The following is a 14,550-nucleotide window of genomic DNA, read 5'->3' on the forward strand; positions in this document are numbered from 1 at the left end:
CAGAGACGGTCAGGCCGTCCACCACGGGCGCAGCGGCAGACCGCCGTCGTCGCCGTGATCGTCGGTCTTGACGGCCAGAACCTGATGTAGCTGAACGACATTGGATTCGAAGCCCAGACGTGAACCGGCCATGTAGAGCCCCCACACCCGCGCGGTCGACAGGCCGACTTCCGCGACCGCCTCATCCCAGTGCTCGACCAGGTTGCGGCACCAATCGCGCAGTGTCATCGCGTAGTGGTGACGCAGGTTCTCCTCGTGGACGACTTCAAGCCCGACGTTCTGTGCCTCGGTGATGATGCGTCCGGAACCCGTCAGCTCCCCGTCGGGAAAGACATACCGGTCGATGAAGAAGCCGGCCGAGGCGTCGGCGCGGTTGTCGGGCCGGGTGATGCAATGGTTGAGCAACAAGCCGCCAGGGCGCAATCGGGCCTGCAAAAAGGCAAAGTACGCCGGGTAGTTGGCCACCCCGATGTGCTCGGTCAGCCCGATGGAGGACACCGCGTCGAAACGCGATTCGGTGATATCGCGGTAATCGCCGTGGCGCACCTCGGCACATTCGGAGAGGCCCTCGTCGGCGGTGGCGCGCTGGGCCCAGCCGGCCTGCTCGGCCGAAAGCGTCACTCCGAGCGCGTGGACACCGTGCCGCGCGGCGTATCGGACCATGCCGCCCCAACCGCAACCCACGTCGAGCAGGCGATCGCCGGGACGCAGCCGAAGCTTCTCGAACACCAACCGATACTTGTTGTCCTGGGCCTGCTCCAGGGTCGCCGACTCGTCCGGATAACACGCACAGGTGTAGGTCATCGACGGGCCGAGCACATACCGGTAGAACGCATTTGATACGTCGTAATGGTGGTGGATAGCGTCCGCATCACGAGACTTGCTGTGCCGCAACCCTTCCGCGACGCGGCGCCATCGTGGTAGTGCCTCTTGGGGCGGCGGCGCCACCGGCAGGAGATGTTCCAGGCCGATCGAAGCGATGATGTTGGCCAGCACCCGCGCAGGTGGCCGCTTGAAGGCCGACGAGGCTGCCAGCGCGCGCAGCAGCTCGTAGGGATCGCCGGGGTGCACGCCCACCGGCTCGATATCGCCTGCGACGTAGGCGCGCGCCAGACCGAGTTCGCCGGGGGCGGTGGCCAGGTATGTCGTGCCGCGCGGGCGTCGCAGGTCCAGTCCGACGACGGCGTCATCGGGTCCGGTGGAACTGCCGTCGTAGGCGGTGAATTTCAACGGCAACTGTCCCGCCGCGAAGATCTCCAGGATCTCGGCAAGGCTGAGCCGGCTCCGATCGGGGGCACGGTCCTTGTAAGTGGTCATCGTCGTTGTACCGCTTTCGCGTACAGGTCGAGCAATCGGGACTGCGGGTCATAGGTCTTCTTCACGGTCCGATACGCCTCTCCACCATAGAGTTGGTCGAATTCCTCTGGGCTGAAGAACGATTCCGAGTACAGCGATTTGTGTCCGTCGAGTTCGGCGACCTTCTCCTCGATGCGCCGGTTGGTGAATCCCGGTGTGGGTCCGGCCGGTACCGACGACCAGAACCCGATGTTGACGTAGGTGTGCTGCGGACGCAGCGGGTAAAGCGGCCAATGCTCGTCGGCGCGCAGTCGCAACGGGCACAACCAGATCGGCTCGATCGGCACGTTGTCGAGGAACCAGTCCAGGAACGGCACGCACTGTTCGACGGGCACCTCGACGTCCTGCACCACGCGTTCCCGGGGAGGGCGGCCGTGATGCTTCTCGATGCGGTCGGCGATGTGGAAGCGTTGGTCATAGCCGATCAGTTTCCAGTAGAAGCTGCTACGCCGGTAGCGTCGCGGCCACAGCCTTCTGACCAACGGATGCTGGGCGCCGAAAGCCCGTGAACACCAGAACCAGTCGGTGTCCCAGCGCCACAGATAATCGGCGATGGTCAGCCGGTCGTGATCGATGTTCTGGATGGATCGGTAATAGATGTCGCGGCCGGTGTAATCGCTGACCGGGCCGGGCGTTGCGGTTTGCGTGCCCAGGCAGAGATAACTCTCGGTCGCGCTGAACACCACCCCGTCGAGGTAGTGCACGGCGGTGCCGTCGTGATCGCGGGTGTCGATGATGCGTTCCATCGTCGACACCAGATCGGTGAGCGAGTCGAAACGCAGGTGGCGCATTGCGACGAACGGGAGCACGGGTTCCAGTTCGATCTTCAACCTCACCGAATAGCCCAACGTGCCATAGGAGTTCGGGAAGGCATGGAAGAGATCGGGGTGCTGGTCGCGGCCTGCGGTCACGATCTCCCCGCCACCGGTGAGGATGTCGAGCTCGAGCACCGACTCATGCGGCAACCCGTTTCGGAAGGACGCCGACTCGATACCCAGTCCTGTGACGGCGCCACCGAGGGTGATGGTCTTGAGCTGGGGTACCACCAGCGGCGAAAGGCCGTAGGGCAGCGTGGCCGCGACCAGATCCTCGTAGGTGCACATGCCCGAGACATCGGCCGTGCGCGCCAGCGGGTCCACGGCGATGACGTCGGTGAGGCCGGTCACGTCCAGTCCTGGAGCAGCCGAGGTCTCCCGCGTCCGGAACAAGTTGGACGTGGGTTTGCTCAGCCGCACAGTCGCTGTCGCGGGGATGGCGTGGTAACTCGTCAGCAGTCGCTGCACGCCCGCCTCGTGCACAGCTTGTGCGTCCGCCGCACCGACAGACACACATATACGCTAGTCCTTGGTCGCGGACCTTGCGACCGGACAGCTACGTGATGACGGGAGTTTTGCACTCATGGGACAGGTCAGCGCCTCCAGCACTGTGTTGATCAACGCCGAGCCGGACGCTGTGCTCGCCGCGGTCGCCGATTACCAGACGGTGCGGCCGAAGATTCTCTCCTCGCACTACAGCAATTACGCGGTGCTGCAGGGGGGTCAGGGCGCGGGCACGGTGGTGACCTGGAAGCTGCAGGCCACCGAGTCGCGCTCACGCGATGTCAAGGCCAGCATCGACGTGGCAGGCAAGACCGTCATCGAAAAGGACGCCAACTCGTCGCTGATCACCAACTGGACGGTGGCACCGGCGGGCACCGGGTCAACGGTCACCGTCAAGACCTCGTGGACCGGGGCCGGCGGCATCAAGGGCTTCTTCGAGAAGACCTTCGCGCCGCTGGGTCTGCGCAAGATCCAGGCCGAGGTGCTGGAAAACCTGAAGAAGGAACTCGAGGCCTAGCCGGGCTTGTTGGCCAGCCAGGTCGCGATCCCGCGGGCCACGGCTTCGGCGAGCTTCTGGCGGCCGGCCTCGGACTCCATCAGCGCCGAGTCGGCGGGATTCTTCATGTTGCCCAGCTCGACCAGTATCGACGGGAACTGGGCCAGGTTCAGACCGGCGATATCCGACCGCGGGTTCAGCCCGCCGGAACCGATGTAGTTCGACGGCGGGATACCGGAGCCCTGCAGTTGGTCACGCATGATCGTCGCGAATTGGACCGACGGACCCGCCTGCACCGTGTTCAGCGGTGGCGAGGAGTAGAGCACGTGGAATCCGCGTCCGGTCGCGGGTCCGCCGTCGGCGTGCACGCTCACCACCGCATCGGGACGCAGGGAATTTGCCATCGCGGCGCGCTCGTCGATGCACGGACCGAGGGCGTCGTCATTGCCGCGGGACATCGCGGTACGCACGCCGTTGGCGTTCAGGATCGCCCGGATGCGCAGGGTCACGTCCCAGTTGAAGGTGTGCTCGGGATAGCCTGAGTCGCTGGTCGTGCCACTGGCCTGGCAGTCCTTGGTCCCGCCGCGCCCGTTGGGGACCTGCCGACTGATCGAGGCGTCGTTGGCACCGTTGTGGCCGGGGTCGAGGAAGACGATCTTGCCCGCGATGCTGTTGGGGGCGGCCACGGCGGTCGGGGCAGCGCCGGAGGCTGCGACGAAGACGAGCGTGGCCGCCAGGGCACCGACACGCATGCTCTTGGGGACGTGCACGCCGCCACGGTAGTCGCGGTGGCGGCTAGTGTTGAGGGGCAAATCGTGTTGGGTTCGTAGCGCAACGAAGTCGAGACCGAGCCGCAACCAACCCGCAGTGCCAGCTTTGAGAAGGGATCCCCGATGCAACCCGGTGGTGGTCAGCCCGATATGTCGGCACTGCTCGCACAGGCTCAGCAGGTGCAGCAGCAGTTGATGGAGGCGCAGGAGGCGCTGGCCAATGCCGAGGTGCACGGTCAGGGCGGTGGTGGTCTGGTGCAGGTCACGATGAAGGGCAGCGGTGAGGTGATCGGCGTCGCGATCGACCCGAAGGTCATCGACCCCGCCGATCCGGAGACGCTGCAGGACCTCATCGTCGGTGCGCTCGCCGACGCGTCCAAGCAGGTCACCATCTTGGCCCAGACCCGGCTCGGTCCGCTCGCCGGTGGGCTGGGCGGCTTCGGGATTCCCGGAACGTAACTTGTACCGCCATGTTTGAGGGACCTGTTCAGGACCTGATCGACGAGCTCGGCAAGCTGCCAGGAATCGGTCCCAAGAGCGCGCAGCGCATTGCGTTCCATCTGCTGTCGGTCGAACCACCCGATATCGACCGGCTGACCGCCGTGCTGGGCCGCATCCGCGACGGAGTGACCTTCTGCGCGGTGTGCGGCAACGTCTCCGATGCCGAGCGCTGCCGCATCTGCAACGACCAGCGACGCGACGCGTCGCTGGTGTGCGTCGTCGAGGAGCCCAAGGACATCCAGGCCGTCGAGCGGACCCGCGAGTTCCGTGGCCGCTATCACGTACTGGGTGGCGCGCTGGATCCGCTGTCGGGGGTCGGGCCGGACCAGTTGCGTATCCGCGAACTGCTCAACCGCATCGGTGAGCGGGTCGACGGAGTCGATGTCGCCGAGGTGATCATCGCCACCGACCCCAATACCGAGGGGGAGGCCACGGCCACCTACCTCATGCGCATGCTGCGCGATATCCCCGGGCTGACGGTCAGTCGGATTGCCTCGGGCCTGCCGATGGGCGGCGATCTGGAGTTTGCCGACGAGCTGACGCTGGGCCGTGCGCTGGCGGGTCGCCGCGCGATGGTCTAGGTCAGACGCGACGCGGGGCGGCGAGCCGTTCCTTGCGTAGCAGATCGACCTCCGGCAGCTGCAGTGGTGGCAACTCACCGACCACCTGGGACAGCAGATGGTCGGCCAGTTCCGGATTGCGCGCGAGGCACGGACCGTGCAGGTAGGTCGCGACGACACTGCCCTGCACGGCACCGTCGTATCCGTCACCGGCGCGGTTGCCCGCACCCTTGGTGATGGCCGCCAAGGGCTCGGCATCGGTACCGAGAACCGTTCCACCGCGGTGGTTTTCGAAACCGGTCAGCGGCTGGGTCAGTCCCGGTATCAGCGGTGTGGACGCGACCTCACCGATGGTGCGGGCGTCCTGCGGCGAGGTCGTCACGTCGAGCAGACCGACACCGTCGACGCGCTCACCGGCCGAGGTCTCATACCAGTGGCCGAGCACCTGGATGGCCGCGCAGATCGCCAGCACCGGCGCACCTCGCACGGCGGCGCGCTGCAGACCCGGATAGCGGATCAGGTGCTTGGTGGCCAGCCGCTGGGCATAGTCCTCGGCGCCGCCGAGGGTGTAGATGTCCAGCGAGTCGGGAACAGGGTCGGCCAGGGTGATCTCGATGATCTCGGCGTCGATCCCGCGCATCGCGAGGCGCTGACGCAGCACCACGGCATTACCGCTGTCACCGTAGGTGCCCATCACATCCGGTAGTACCAGGCCGATCCGAATCATGAGACCCGCCGATTCAGCTGCAGGAAGGCGGTGTAGTTCGCGATCACCTCGACATGTCCGGGGGGACAGGATTCGATGGCCGCCACCGTGTCGTGCACCAGCGTGTGTTCGACGCCGGCGTACCCGAGCCTTACGGCCAGATCCGTGCCGCGTTCGCCGGCCGCGACCACCTGCGTCTGCTCGAAATGCTCGAACCGCACATCCCACAACCAGGAAAGGTCCTCGCCGTCGGGTACCTGTCCGTTGACCGAAATGACAACGCCTGCAGCATCTTTGTCGATCATCGACAGCGCCTCCTGCCAGCCGGCGGGGTTCTTGGCCAGCAGCAGCCGCGCGGTGTGGTTGCCGATCCGCACGGTCCGGTAGCGCCCGGCAACTTCGTCCACCGCGGCGACAGCGGTGACGGCGGCGGCCGGGTCGGCGCCCAGTGCGACCGCCGCCGCGACGGCCTGGGTGGCATTGCCGCGGTTGGCCGCGCCGGGCAGGGCCAAGGCCATCGGTGCCGTGAAGCCTTGGGGGCCATGGATATCGGTCTCGTCGAAGGACCATTGGGGCGTGGGCCGCTTGAAATCCGTTCCGGTGGAGTACCAGTGGTTCCCGTCGCGGACGATGATCTCACCGCTGCGCGGGCAGCTCACCGAATCGCCGGCCCACGATCCGCCGGCAGCCACCCACACCACGTTGGGGCAGTCGTAGGCCGCTGAGGTCATCAGCACGTCGTCGCAATTGGCGATGACGACCGCGTCGGGATGTCGCGCCAGCCCGGCGCGCAGGGTCCGCTCGATGTGATTGATTTCACCGACCCGGTCGAGCTGGTCTCGCGACAGATTCAACAGGATGATCACCGCGGGGTGCACCGCATCGCTCACATGCGGGACGTGCATCTCGTCGACTTCCAATGCGGCCAGCTCCGCCTTGCGGGTACCGGCGAGCGCCGCGACGAGTCCGGCGTCCATGTTGGCGCCCTCGGCGTTGGTGGCCACCTGGCCCATGGTGGCCAGCGCCGCGGCGGTCATCCTGGTGGTGGTGGATTTGCCGTTGGTGCCGGTCACGACGACAATCCGGCGACCAGCGCCGAGTTGGCCGAGGATGGACTTGTCGATCGACATGGCGACCAGGCCGCCGATCATGGCGCCCGCGCCGCGGCCGGTCACTCTCGACGCCCAGCGGGCGGCCGCTCCCGCCCCCAGCGCCAACCGGCCCCTGGGGCTGATTGCCCGGTGGCTGCGCTCCTGCTCGCCGGTCGAGACCATGAAGCGGATTTTAGGTGCCCGACACGCGGCAGTGCGATCCGGTGTTGTCGGACCACCGTGCAACCCTGGGGTCATGAGCCAGTGCTGGGGTCGGCCTGCGGCCGACGCGGGCGCCGGATGGGCCGTCGTGGACGTCGAGACGACGGGTTTCCGGCCGGGCCAGGCTCGGGTGGTCAGCGTCGCTGCGCTGGCGGTCGGCGACGACGGCAACGTCGAGCACAGCATGTCCTCGCTGCTCAATCCCGGGGTCGATCCCGGACCGACACATGTGCATGGCCTGACCTCCGACATGCTGGCGGGGCAGCCGACGTTCGCCGATATCGTCCCGCAGCTGACGGCGGTCCTGCACGGACGCACGCTGGTCGCACACAACGTGGCCTTCGACTACGCCTTCCTGGCTGCCGAGGCGGAACTGGTCGGGGCGCAGCTGCCCACCGACACCGTGATGTGCACCGTCGAACTGGCCCGCAGGCTGAACCTGGGCACCGAGAATCTTCGGCTGGAAACACTGGCGAGGCATTGGGGTGCCACCCAGTTGCGCCCGCACGACGCCCTCGATGACGCCCTGGTGCTGGCGCAGATCCTCAAACCGGCATTGGTGCAGGCGCGTGAACGTCGATCGTGGCTGCCGATCCGGCCTGTGAGTCGACGCATCTGGCCCAACGGTCGGGTCACCCACGATGAGCTGCGCCCGTTGAAGGTGCTTGCCGCCAGGATGCCCTGCGCCTTCCAGAATCCGGGCCCCTATGTCGCCGGCCGGCCGCTGGTGCAGGGCATGCGCGTGGCGTTGTCCGCGGAGATGACCCGCACCCACGAAGAGGTCATCGAACGGATCCTCGATGCGGGGCTGGCGTACGCCGAGAACGTCGATCAGCAGACGTCGCTGGTCGTCTGCAACGCCACGGAGCCGGAACAGGGTAAGGGCTTCCAGGCGGCCGATCTGGGCATTCCGTTGGTCGGTGATGCCGAGTTCATGGCGATGATCGACCGTGTGGCCGGCGGCACCGATGTCGAGCCGTTCGTCGATGCCACCGCCGACGGAGATCAGTTCGCGTTGTTCTGACGCGCCGCCCGGTTCACCGCAGAGACCACCGCCCGCAGCGACGCGGTCGTGATCGAGGTGGCGATACCGACACCCCACACCGTGCGGCCGTCGATGGATGCCTCGACATAGGCAGCGGCTTGGGCCTCCTCGCCGGAGGACATCGCATGCTCGGAGTAGTCCAGCACGTTGACGTTGAACCCGATGGCGCCTACGGCATCCACGAAAGCCGCCAGCGGTCCGTTGCCGGCACCGACGATCTCGCGTTCCTCACCGTTGACCTTCACGACCGCGGTGATGGTGTCGGTGCCACCGTCGACCTCGGCGGCGTCCACCTTCTGCCGGATGCGTTCCAGCGGAACGATCGGCTGCAGGTACTCCTCGGAGAACGCGTCCCAGATCTCCTTTGGCGAGACCTCGCCGCCTTCGCCGTCGGTGATCTGCTGGATGGCCTGGCTGAACTCGATCTGCAGCCGACGCGGCAGCGCCAACCCGTGGTCGGCCTTCATGATGTAGGCGACGCCGCCCTTGCCGGACTGCGAGTTCACCCGGATCACGGCCTCGTAGGTGCGCCCGACGTCCTTGGGGTCGATCGGCAGGTACGGAACCTGCCACAGGATGTCGTCTACATCCGAATCTTGTTCGTCGGCAGATACTTTCATCGCGTCCAGGCCCTTGTTGATGGCGTCCTGGTGGCTTCCGGAGAAGGCGGTGTAGACCAGATCGCCACCGTAGGGATGCCGCTCGTGCACGGGCAGCTGGTTGCAGTACTCGACCGTGCGGCGGATCTCGTCGATATTGGAGAAGTCGATCTGCGGATCCACACCGCGGCTGAACATGTTCAGGCCCAGCGTCACCAGGCAGACGTTGCCGGTGCGCTCGCCGTTGCCGAACAGGCAGCCCTCGATCCGGTCCGCTCCGGCCTGGTAACCCAATTCGGCTGCCGCAACCGCGGTTCCGCGGTCATTGTGCGGGTGCAGACTCAGGATGATGGAGTCGCGCGGAGCCAGGTGCCGGTTCATCCACTCGATCGAGTCCGCGTACACGTTGGGGGTGGCCATCTCGACGGTGGCCGGCAGGTTGATGATCAGCGGTACATCGGGAGTGGGCTTGACGATGTCGGCGACGGCGTTGCAGACGTCGACGGCGTACTCCAGCTCGGTGCCGGTGTAGGACTCCGGGGAATACTCGAAGCGCCACTTGGTGTCCGGGTACTTCTTGGCCTCCTCGACGCACATCCGCGCGCCGTCGGTGGCGATCGCCTTGACCGCGTCACGGTCGGCGCGGAACACCACGCGGCGCTGCAGGATCGAGGTCGAGTTGTAGAAGTGCACGATCACCTTGGGAGCGCCCGAGCAGGCCTCGAAGGTACGGGTGATCAGTTCCGGCCGGCACTGGGTCAGCACCTGGATGGTGACATCGTCGGGGATGGCACCCTGCTCGATGATCTCGCGGACGAAGTCGAAATCGGTCTGACTGGCCGAAGGGAAACCGACCTCGATCTCCTTGTAACCCATGCGCACCAGCAGGTCGAACATGCGGCGTTTGCGGGCCGGGCTCATCGGATCGATCAGTGCCTGGTTTCCGTCACGCAGATCCACCGCACACCAGGAGGGCGCTGTGTCGATCACCTTGTCCGGCCAGGTCCGGTCGGTCAGGCGGATCGGTTCGACCTCTTCGGCGAACGATCGGTACCGGTTGACCGGCATGGACGAGCCGCGCTGGGTGTTCCACGCCGGCTGGCCGGGGTTGGGGGCGCCCGCTGGGGTGTTGATGGTGCGCACCGACGAGAAGGCGTCGGGAGAATCTACTGAGGACTTGCTGAAGCTGGTCATTGTGGTGGCTCCGGGGTCTTGTGGTTGCTATCAGACCGGCGCATCGCGAAAACCCGCGACGGGAAGCCAGTCTGGATCAGACCCCGTCGCGGCGTCCGAGAAGGAGCACCCGCTGCACGTCGGCAACTGTACTCCGGGTGGCCCGTCAGCCAAAACGGCGTCCCCGAATTGGTGCGATCCAGCGGAGTGAACCCGGCTTAGGGTGCTAAGGGAAGCGAACCAGTTGGGGGTGAGATGAGCGGGTCGGTCGAGGTGGTCACCTCGGAACTGCACGTCGCGGCTGGTCGATTGCGCGCATCCGCTCAGCGCCTCCAGGACGGTCTGTCGTCGGTCGACCTGGAGACCAGCAACCTACTGTCATCAGGCTGGAAGGGCGAGGCCGCCACCGCGTTCGGGAAGTACTGGGATCAGTGGCACAACGGGGCGGGGCAGGTGGTCCGCGCGCTGCAGACCATGTCGGATGCTCTGGATGAGGCGGGCCGGGTCTACGCGGCCCAGGACGAAGAGGCCGGTCGAGCGCTGGAGTCGTCCATGCAGGGCGGTAGCGGCAGTGGTGGCGGTACCGGCAGCGGAGGTGGGACCGGGGGTGGCAGTGCGGCGGGTGGCGGTGCGCCGGCGGGCGCTGCGTCATCGACCGGCGGCTCGGCTGCCCCGGCCGGCGCGTCGAGCGGGCAGGCCAGTGGTGCCGGGAGCCTGGCCGACTCGATGAATCTCGGCCAGGTGGTGCAGCCGTTGTCGCAGCTGGGAGCGATTCCCGCGCAGATGGCAGGCCAGTTGACCGCGGGCCTGGTCCAAGCCGGGCAGATTGCGGCCGGGGCGGCCCAGCAGGCGGTGCAGGCGGGTATCGAGATGGCGCAGCAAGCCGAGGCTGCGGCCGCTGCGGAGGCCGCCAAGGAAGAAGCCGAGGAAGAAAAGCCCGAGGCACAGGCACCCGAGGGAGCATCCGCCGGTACCGAGCCGGGTTCGGCAGCGCCGGTGGAGCCCGAGCGTGCGGATCCTGACACGTCCGGTCCCGAGTCCGCACCCGGTAGGAGGTTGTGATGACGAAGCTGGTGGTGGACTTTCCACAGTTGCAGGGCGCCATCGACCATATGGCGGAGTTCGGCCGCGAGGTGGCCGAGGTACTCGAGGAGATCGACCAGGCAGTCGCCGCGCTGCGCGCCAACTGGGAAGGGCAGGCGTCGGACACCCAGGCGCAGACCCAGCAGCAGTGGGAGGACGGGGCCGAGCAGATGAAGAAGTCGCTGGAGTCGCTGCGCCAGGTCGCTGACAACGCGCGCAAGAACTACGCCGACGCCGTCGACAAGAACGGAAAGATGTGGGCGGGCTGAGTCGGTGCGGATCGAGGTAGAACCACAGACCCTGATCGATGCCGGCAAGAACGTCGGTGCGCTGGGGACTCAACTGGGGGCGCTCTCGGATGCGCTCGGTCAGGCACTTTCCAGTGGCATCGCATCCGGCGGCGATCCGGCGGGACTGAGTTTCGGCATCAAGTACAGCCGCCAAGCGGACGACTTCGGCAAGCTTCTGGCGCAGATTACCGATGCGTTCAACAATGTCGGCGTCATGTTGGAGGCGACGGGGTTCAACTACCAACATGCCGATCAGGCTTCGGTCGCCGGTGGTGCGGGCCCGACAGGAAGTGTCAGCGGGCAACCCGAGAAGACCGCGGTGCCCGACGCGCCCTACGGCCCCAATGGAAGTCTGGTCACGCCGCCGGGGAAGTGGTACGTGATTCAGCCGTTTATCCGGATGATTCCGGTGATCGGCATTGCGGCGGGGGTTGCACTCACCTGGCCCTCCGGTAATTCCGGGATGATGAATGTGACTGCTGCGCAATGGCGCAACATTGCACGGGGGTTGAGAGTTTTCGAGCCGGCACTCAATGCGTCCAAGGCAAGCGTCGGTGCGCAGAACATTCCCGAGGGTGCGGACATCGCGAATGCGTTGTCGCAGATTGGCAGTTCGGCCACCAATTTGGCGAGCGCTGCCGATGAAATCGCCACTTCGGTAAGTGATTTCGCCAGTAGTGTGCAGCAGACCCAGGATGCGATCCGTGACCTGCTGAATCGGATCTCGCTGGACGGTTTGTGGGACACGGTCACGGGCCTGCTGTCCGGAGACGGCGACAAGGTGCTGCGCGAAATCGCCGACGATGTCAGTACCGTGCTGGAGAACTTCCAGAGTCAGGTCAAGGGTGTGCTCGGCCTCCTCGATGAGCTGGGGACCTTGCTGGGAGAAGCTTCCGATGCACTGAACAGATGGGCACGACCGATTCTGGTCGAGACTTTCGGCGAAGGTGCGGGTAATGCGATCGCCAATGTCATGGACCTCTACACCGATATCCAGGTCGGCGGCGCGGTGGCGGTCATCGGTCTGGTGTCCGGCACCGTGGCGCTTGCTGATCTCGACACGTGGAAGAACCTGGCGGACACCGCGATCATGATTGCGAAGGATCCGAGCAAGATCGACGATGTCCTCATACAGTCGGGCAGCGAATTCATCGCACTCGATGAGTGGAAGGGCGAGAATCCAGGCCGGGGCTTCGGCGAAGCCGTGGGGAACATTGCCACCCTGTTCATTCCCGGCGGTGCGCTCGCCAAGGGAGGCGCGGTGGCCAAGGGGCTGGCCGCAACCCGCAACCTGCTGGAGAAGGGCGAGCTCGGCCGGCTCGGTAGACTACCGGGATTGGGCGGTCGCGGCACTCCGGATCTTCCCGACCTGCCGGACAATCCTGGCGCACCTCACGTTCCGGAGTTCACTCCGCCGCCTGGAGTTCCGCCGTCGGTGGTGAATCCGCCGGGCGGAAGCCCAGGGTCTTCGGGTTCGCCCAACGGCAGTCCACCGGTGCGACCGCAGACCGGTGAACCGGCTGGGCCGTCGTCGCCGGGCGGTGGGTCCGGCCCAGGGACAGGAAACGCGCCGTCGCCCAATGGTTCTGGGGGCAATGCGAATGGTGCCGGCCCGGGCTCTCCGTCGACGGGTGGGCCGGCGCCCACCGGTGGCAGTCCGACCCATGGTGGCGGTGCGGGGTCCGGCGGTTCAGCATCGGGTGGCCCTGTACCGGCAGGTGGGTCGCCAACCCATGGCGGCAGTGACGGATCGAGCGGTGCGGCCTCAGGGGGTTCGTCATCAAACGGCCCTGTGCCGACGGGTGGTTCGCCCATTTCTGGTGGGGATGCACCTGCGGATGGCTCGCACTCGTCGCCGCCGGCCGAGTCGCCCGGCTCGGACGGACCGACCAAGTCCGGTGGTGACGATGGGCCGGGCCCGGTGTCCAGCGGCGGCGGGTCGGAGTCCGGAGGTGGTTCGCATTCCGGCGGAGGGGAAGGACCGGGGAGTTCGTCGGAATCGGGCGGAGGTGCGCATAACTCAGATGACGGGATGTCTCAGCGTCCCGACGAATCGCATTCTTCGAGCGGTGACGGATCTAGCAGTCCGACTGACTCCTCTCCGAACCATGCAGAGCCCGGAGATCACCATGACCCGGTGCGGACGCATGACGCCGAAGGACCGGGATGGGAGCGTCTACCAGATGAGTTCACCGGTCAAGAGCCTTATGAACCGTGGCAGTTTCCAGACGATCCGGTTGATCCGGATCGGATCACACCTGCCGTTGCGGACCTGATGCAAGATCCTTCTGCTCCGTTCGGTCGGGATGCGAACGGGGATCCTTACTCCGCTCGCAGCTATGCGGAGGAGTTCAACAAGCTGGGGCCTAAGGGAGAGCATTGGGTTAACTTTCCCGATAATGGAGGCGCGGTGGCGGGGACGCGAGTGGCCTACAGCGATTTCGAACAATTCGTCAAAGACTACGGAAATCAGTTCGACCGGATCGGCGACGACAAAGGCAAGTATCTCGGGCTTATCGAGAATGGTCGCCCGGCCAGCTGGGAGGAACGCGCAATGCATGTGGATAGTTTGCGCCAGCCGTACAACACATACACATTGGACCACCTGCCCGAAGGCTGGAAGATCGAAGTATCGGAAATTGCGTCCGGCGTAGGACAGCCTGGGGGAGGGCTGCAGGTCAGGATCATGGACGAGAATAAGCAGTTCTGGCCGATAGAACAGCTACTCACAATCGACGACGGAGTGATACGACGATGACCCAAACGTTCGATCTATCGCAAGATCTGGTGGAGTGGGCCCAGCAGGCGGGCTACCAAGTGACCCAAGGGTCGACACCGGCGAGGATAGATACTGCCGGTGGAGATGATCGGTCAGTTGTGTGGGCGAACAATGGCGAGATTCGCTACTTCATTGGGCAGCAAGCCGGCGGGTGGTACATCGTGACTTCCTCGGATCGAATGGCGCCGGAGGAGTTGGTCTTTGCGGCCGAGTCGATGGACATGATCGAGCTCTACTTTTATGGAAAGTGTGGACTGTCGATTCGTTCGTCATTGGGCCTTCCAATATTGAGGTACCCACGGTCCGCAGATGAGGTAGCGGCTGGCTACGGCATCGGAACTGCCACCTTGGAAGGGCGAGAGAGCCTCGCGCTGATCGACGCCGTGGGTTCTCCGGTCGCTATCACTGCGTCCGGAAAGATCGTGGGTACAGCGGAGTTGGTGTGCCTTTCCTACTATCTCGCGTCGTCTGTGGAGGCGCTGAAGGCGTCGTACTTAGATCCTTCGGGGCGCCCGCTTTTTACTGTCCGGGAATCGTGAGCAGGTTCGGTCAGTGACCAT

Annotated in this window: 14 protein-coding genes; 8 read left to right on the forward strand and 6 right to left on the reverse strand. The window is 65.6% G+C overall.

Features of this window, described 5'->3' with window-relative positions:
* Positions 1–9: 9 nt before the first annotated feature.
* Positions 10–1,317 (reverse strand): class I SAM-dependent methyltransferase, encoded by a 1,308-nt coding sequence (locus IC40_RS0100060; protein ID WP_030132741.1) that lies wholly within the window; start codon positions 1,315–1,317, stop codon positions 10–12.
* Complete coding sequence (locus IC40_RS0100065; RefSeq protein WP_030132742.1) at positions 1,314–2,684, reverse strand: FAD-binding oxidoreductase; 1,371 nt, start codon at positions 2,682–2,684, stop codon at positions 1,314–1,316. Before IC40_RS0100065 ends, IC40_RS0100060 begins: the two co-directional genes overlap by 4 nt.
* 70 nt (positions 2,685–2,754) lie before the next feature.
* Between IC40_RS0100065 and IC40_RS0100070 the strand changes: the two genes are divergently transcribed.
* Positions 2,755–3,192, forward strand: a complete 438-nt coding sequence (locus tag IC40_RS0100070) for an SRPBCC family protein (protein WP_030132743.1) — start codon at positions 2,755–2,757, stop codon at positions 3,190–3,192.
* On the opposite strand, the gene IC40_RS0100075 is transcribed toward IC40_RS0100070, so the two are convergent.
* A complete protein-coding gene (locus tag IC40_RS0100075; RefSeq protein WP_030132744.1) occupies positions 3,189–3,923 on the reverse strand; it encodes an Rv3717 family N-acetylmuramoyl-L-alanine amidase in 735 nt (244 codons plus the stop codon). The two genes, IC40_RS0100070 and IC40_RS0100075, sit on opposite strands and share 4 nt — an antisense overlap.
* Positions 3,924–4,064: 141 nt before the next feature.
* Between IC40_RS0100075 and IC40_RS0100080 the strand changes: the two genes are divergently transcribed.
* Both IC40_RS0100080 and recR read left to right on the forward strand, forming a co-directional pair.
* Positions 4,065–4,400, forward strand: coding sequence for a YbaB/EbfC family nucleoid-associated protein (locus IC40_RS0100080; protein WP_019513638.1), 336 nt, complete (start codon positions 4,065–4,067; stop codon positions 4,398–4,400).
* Positions 4,401–4,411: 11 nt separating this feature from the next.
* On the forward strand, positions 4,412–5,023 hold the full coding sequence (gene recR, locus IC40_RS0100085; RefSeq protein ID WP_030132745.1) for a recombination mediator RecR: 612 nt from the start codon (positions 4,412–4,414) through the stop codon (positions 5,021–5,023).
* Between the two features lies 1 nt (position 5,024).
* Here the strand turns inward: recR and IC40_RS0100090 are convergent, their stop codons facing one another.
* Entirely contained in the window at positions 5,025–5,729 is a 705-nt protein-coding gene (locus IC40_RS0100090) for a type 1 glutamine amidotransferase (RefSeq protein ID WP_030132746.1), read from the reverse strand.
* Positions 5,726–6,982, reverse strand: a complete 1,257-nt coding sequence (locus tag IC40_RS0100095; protein WP_051644233.1) for a Mur ligase family protein — start codon at positions 6,980–6,982, stop codon at positions 5,726–5,728. Before IC40_RS0100095 ends, IC40_RS0100090 begins: the two co-directional genes overlap by 4 nt.
* Before the next feature lie 73 nt (positions 6,983–7,055).
* Here IC40_RS0100095 and IC40_RS0100100 point away from each other — a divergent pair, with 73 nt between their 5' ends.
* Positions 7,056–8,045, forward strand: coding sequence for a DEDDh family exonuclease (locus IC40_RS0100100; RefSeq protein ID WP_030132748.1), 990 nt, complete (start codon positions 7,056–7,058; stop codon positions 8,043–8,045).
* Here the strand turns inward: IC40_RS0100100 and leuA are convergent.
* Entirely contained in the window at positions 8,027–9,859 is a 1,833-nt protein-coding gene (leuA, locus tag IC40_RS0100105; RefSeq protein ID WP_030132749.1) for a 2-isopropylmalate synthase, read from the reverse strand. The two genes, IC40_RS0100100 and leuA, sit on opposite strands and share 19 nt — an antisense overlap.
* Positions 9,860–10,093: 234 nt before the next feature.
* On the opposite strand from leuA, the gene IC40_RS0100110 reads away from it, so the two are divergent.
* The 4 genes from IC40_RS0100110 to IC40_RS0100125 are packed head-to-tail and all read left to right on the forward strand — an operon-like array spanning position 10,094 to position 14,529.
* Positions 10,094–10,900 (forward strand): WXG100 family type VII secretion target, encoded by an 807-nt coding sequence (locus tag IC40_RS0100110; protein ID WP_030132750.1) that lies wholly within the window; start codon positions 10,094–10,096, stop codon positions 10,898–10,900.
* Positions 10,900–11,190 carry a WXG100 family type VII secretion target gene (locus tag IC40_RS0100115; protein WP_030132751.1) on the forward strand — a complete coding sequence of 97 codons (291 nt, stop codon included), beginning with the start codon at positions 10,900–10,902 and terminating at the stop codon, positions 11,188–11,190. The genes IC40_RS0100110 and IC40_RS0100115 overlap by 1 nt, the downstream gene beginning before the upstream one ends.
* Before the next feature lie 4 nt (positions 11,191–11,194).
* A complete protein-coding gene (locus tag IC40_RS26715; RefSeq protein ID WP_030132752.1) occupies positions 11,195–13,969 on the forward strand; it encodes a TNT domain-containing protein in 2,775 nt (924 codons plus the stop codon).
* A complete protein-coding gene (locus IC40_RS0100125) occupies positions 13,966–14,529 on the forward strand; it encodes an Imm61 family immunity protein (protein ID WP_030132753.1) in 564 nt (187 codons plus the stop codon). The genes IC40_RS26715 and IC40_RS0100125 overlap by 4 nt, the downstream gene beginning before the upstream one ends.
* Positions 14,530–14,550 lie beyond the last annotated feature (21 nt).

The organism is Mycolicibacterium neoaurum ATCC 25795 (assembly GCF_000691525.1).
Taxonomy (GTDB): Bacteria; Actinomycetota; Actinomycetes; order Mycobacteriales; family Mycobacteriaceae; genus Mycobacterium; species Mycobacterium neoaurum.

Excerpts from the sequence above, each read along its gene's own strand:
- IC40_RS0100060 (WP_030132741.1), bottom strand. The coding sequence starts at position 1,317 with ATGACCACTTACAAGGACCGTGCCCCCGATCGGAGCCGGCTCAGCCTT.
- IC40_RS0100070 (WP_030132743.1), top strand. The coding sequence starts at position 2,755 with ATGGGACAGGTCAGCGCCTCCAGCACTGTGTTGATCAACGCCGAGCCG.
- IC40_RS0100075 (WP_030132744.1), bottom strand. The coding sequence starts at position 3,923 with ATGCGTGTCGGTGCCCTGGCGGCCACGCTCGTCTTCGTCGCAGCCTCC.
- IC40_RS0100080 (WP_019513638.1), top strand. The coding sequence starts at position 4,065 with ATGCAACCCGGTGGTGGTCAGCCCGATATGTCGGCACTGCTCGCACAG.
- recR (WP_030132745.1), top strand. The coding sequence starts at position 4,412 with ATGTTTGAGGGACCTGTTCAGGACCTGATCGACGAGCTCGGCAAGCTG.
- IC40_RS0100090 (WP_030132746.1), bottom strand. The coding sequence starts at position 5,729 with ATGATTCGGATCGGCCTGGTACTACCGGATGTGATGGGCACCTACGGT.
- IC40_RS0100095 (WP_051644233.1), bottom strand. The coding sequence starts at position 6,982 with ATGGTCTCGACCGGCGAGCAGGAGCGCAGCCACCGGGCAATCAGCCCC.
- IC40_RS0100100 (WP_030132748.1), top strand. The coding sequence starts at position 7,056 with ATGAGCCAGTGCTGGGGTCGGCCTGCGGCCGACGCGGGCGCCGGATGG.
- leuA (WP_030132749.1), bottom strand. The coding sequence starts at position 9,859 with ATGACCAGCTTCAGCAAGTCCTCAGTAGATTCTCCCGACGCCTTCTCG.
- IC40_RS0100110 (WP_030132750.1), top strand. The coding sequence starts at position 10,094 with ATGAGCGGGTCGGTCGAGGTGGTCACCTCGGAACTGCACGTCGCGGCT.
- IC40_RS0100115 (WP_030132751.1), top strand. The coding sequence starts at position 10,900 with ATGACGAAGCTGGTGGTGGACTTTCCACAGTTGCAGGGCGCCATCGAC.
- IC40_RS0100125 (WP_030132753.1), top strand. The coding sequence starts at position 13,966 with ATGACCCAAACGTTCGATCTATCGCAAGATCTGGTGGAGTGGGCCCAG.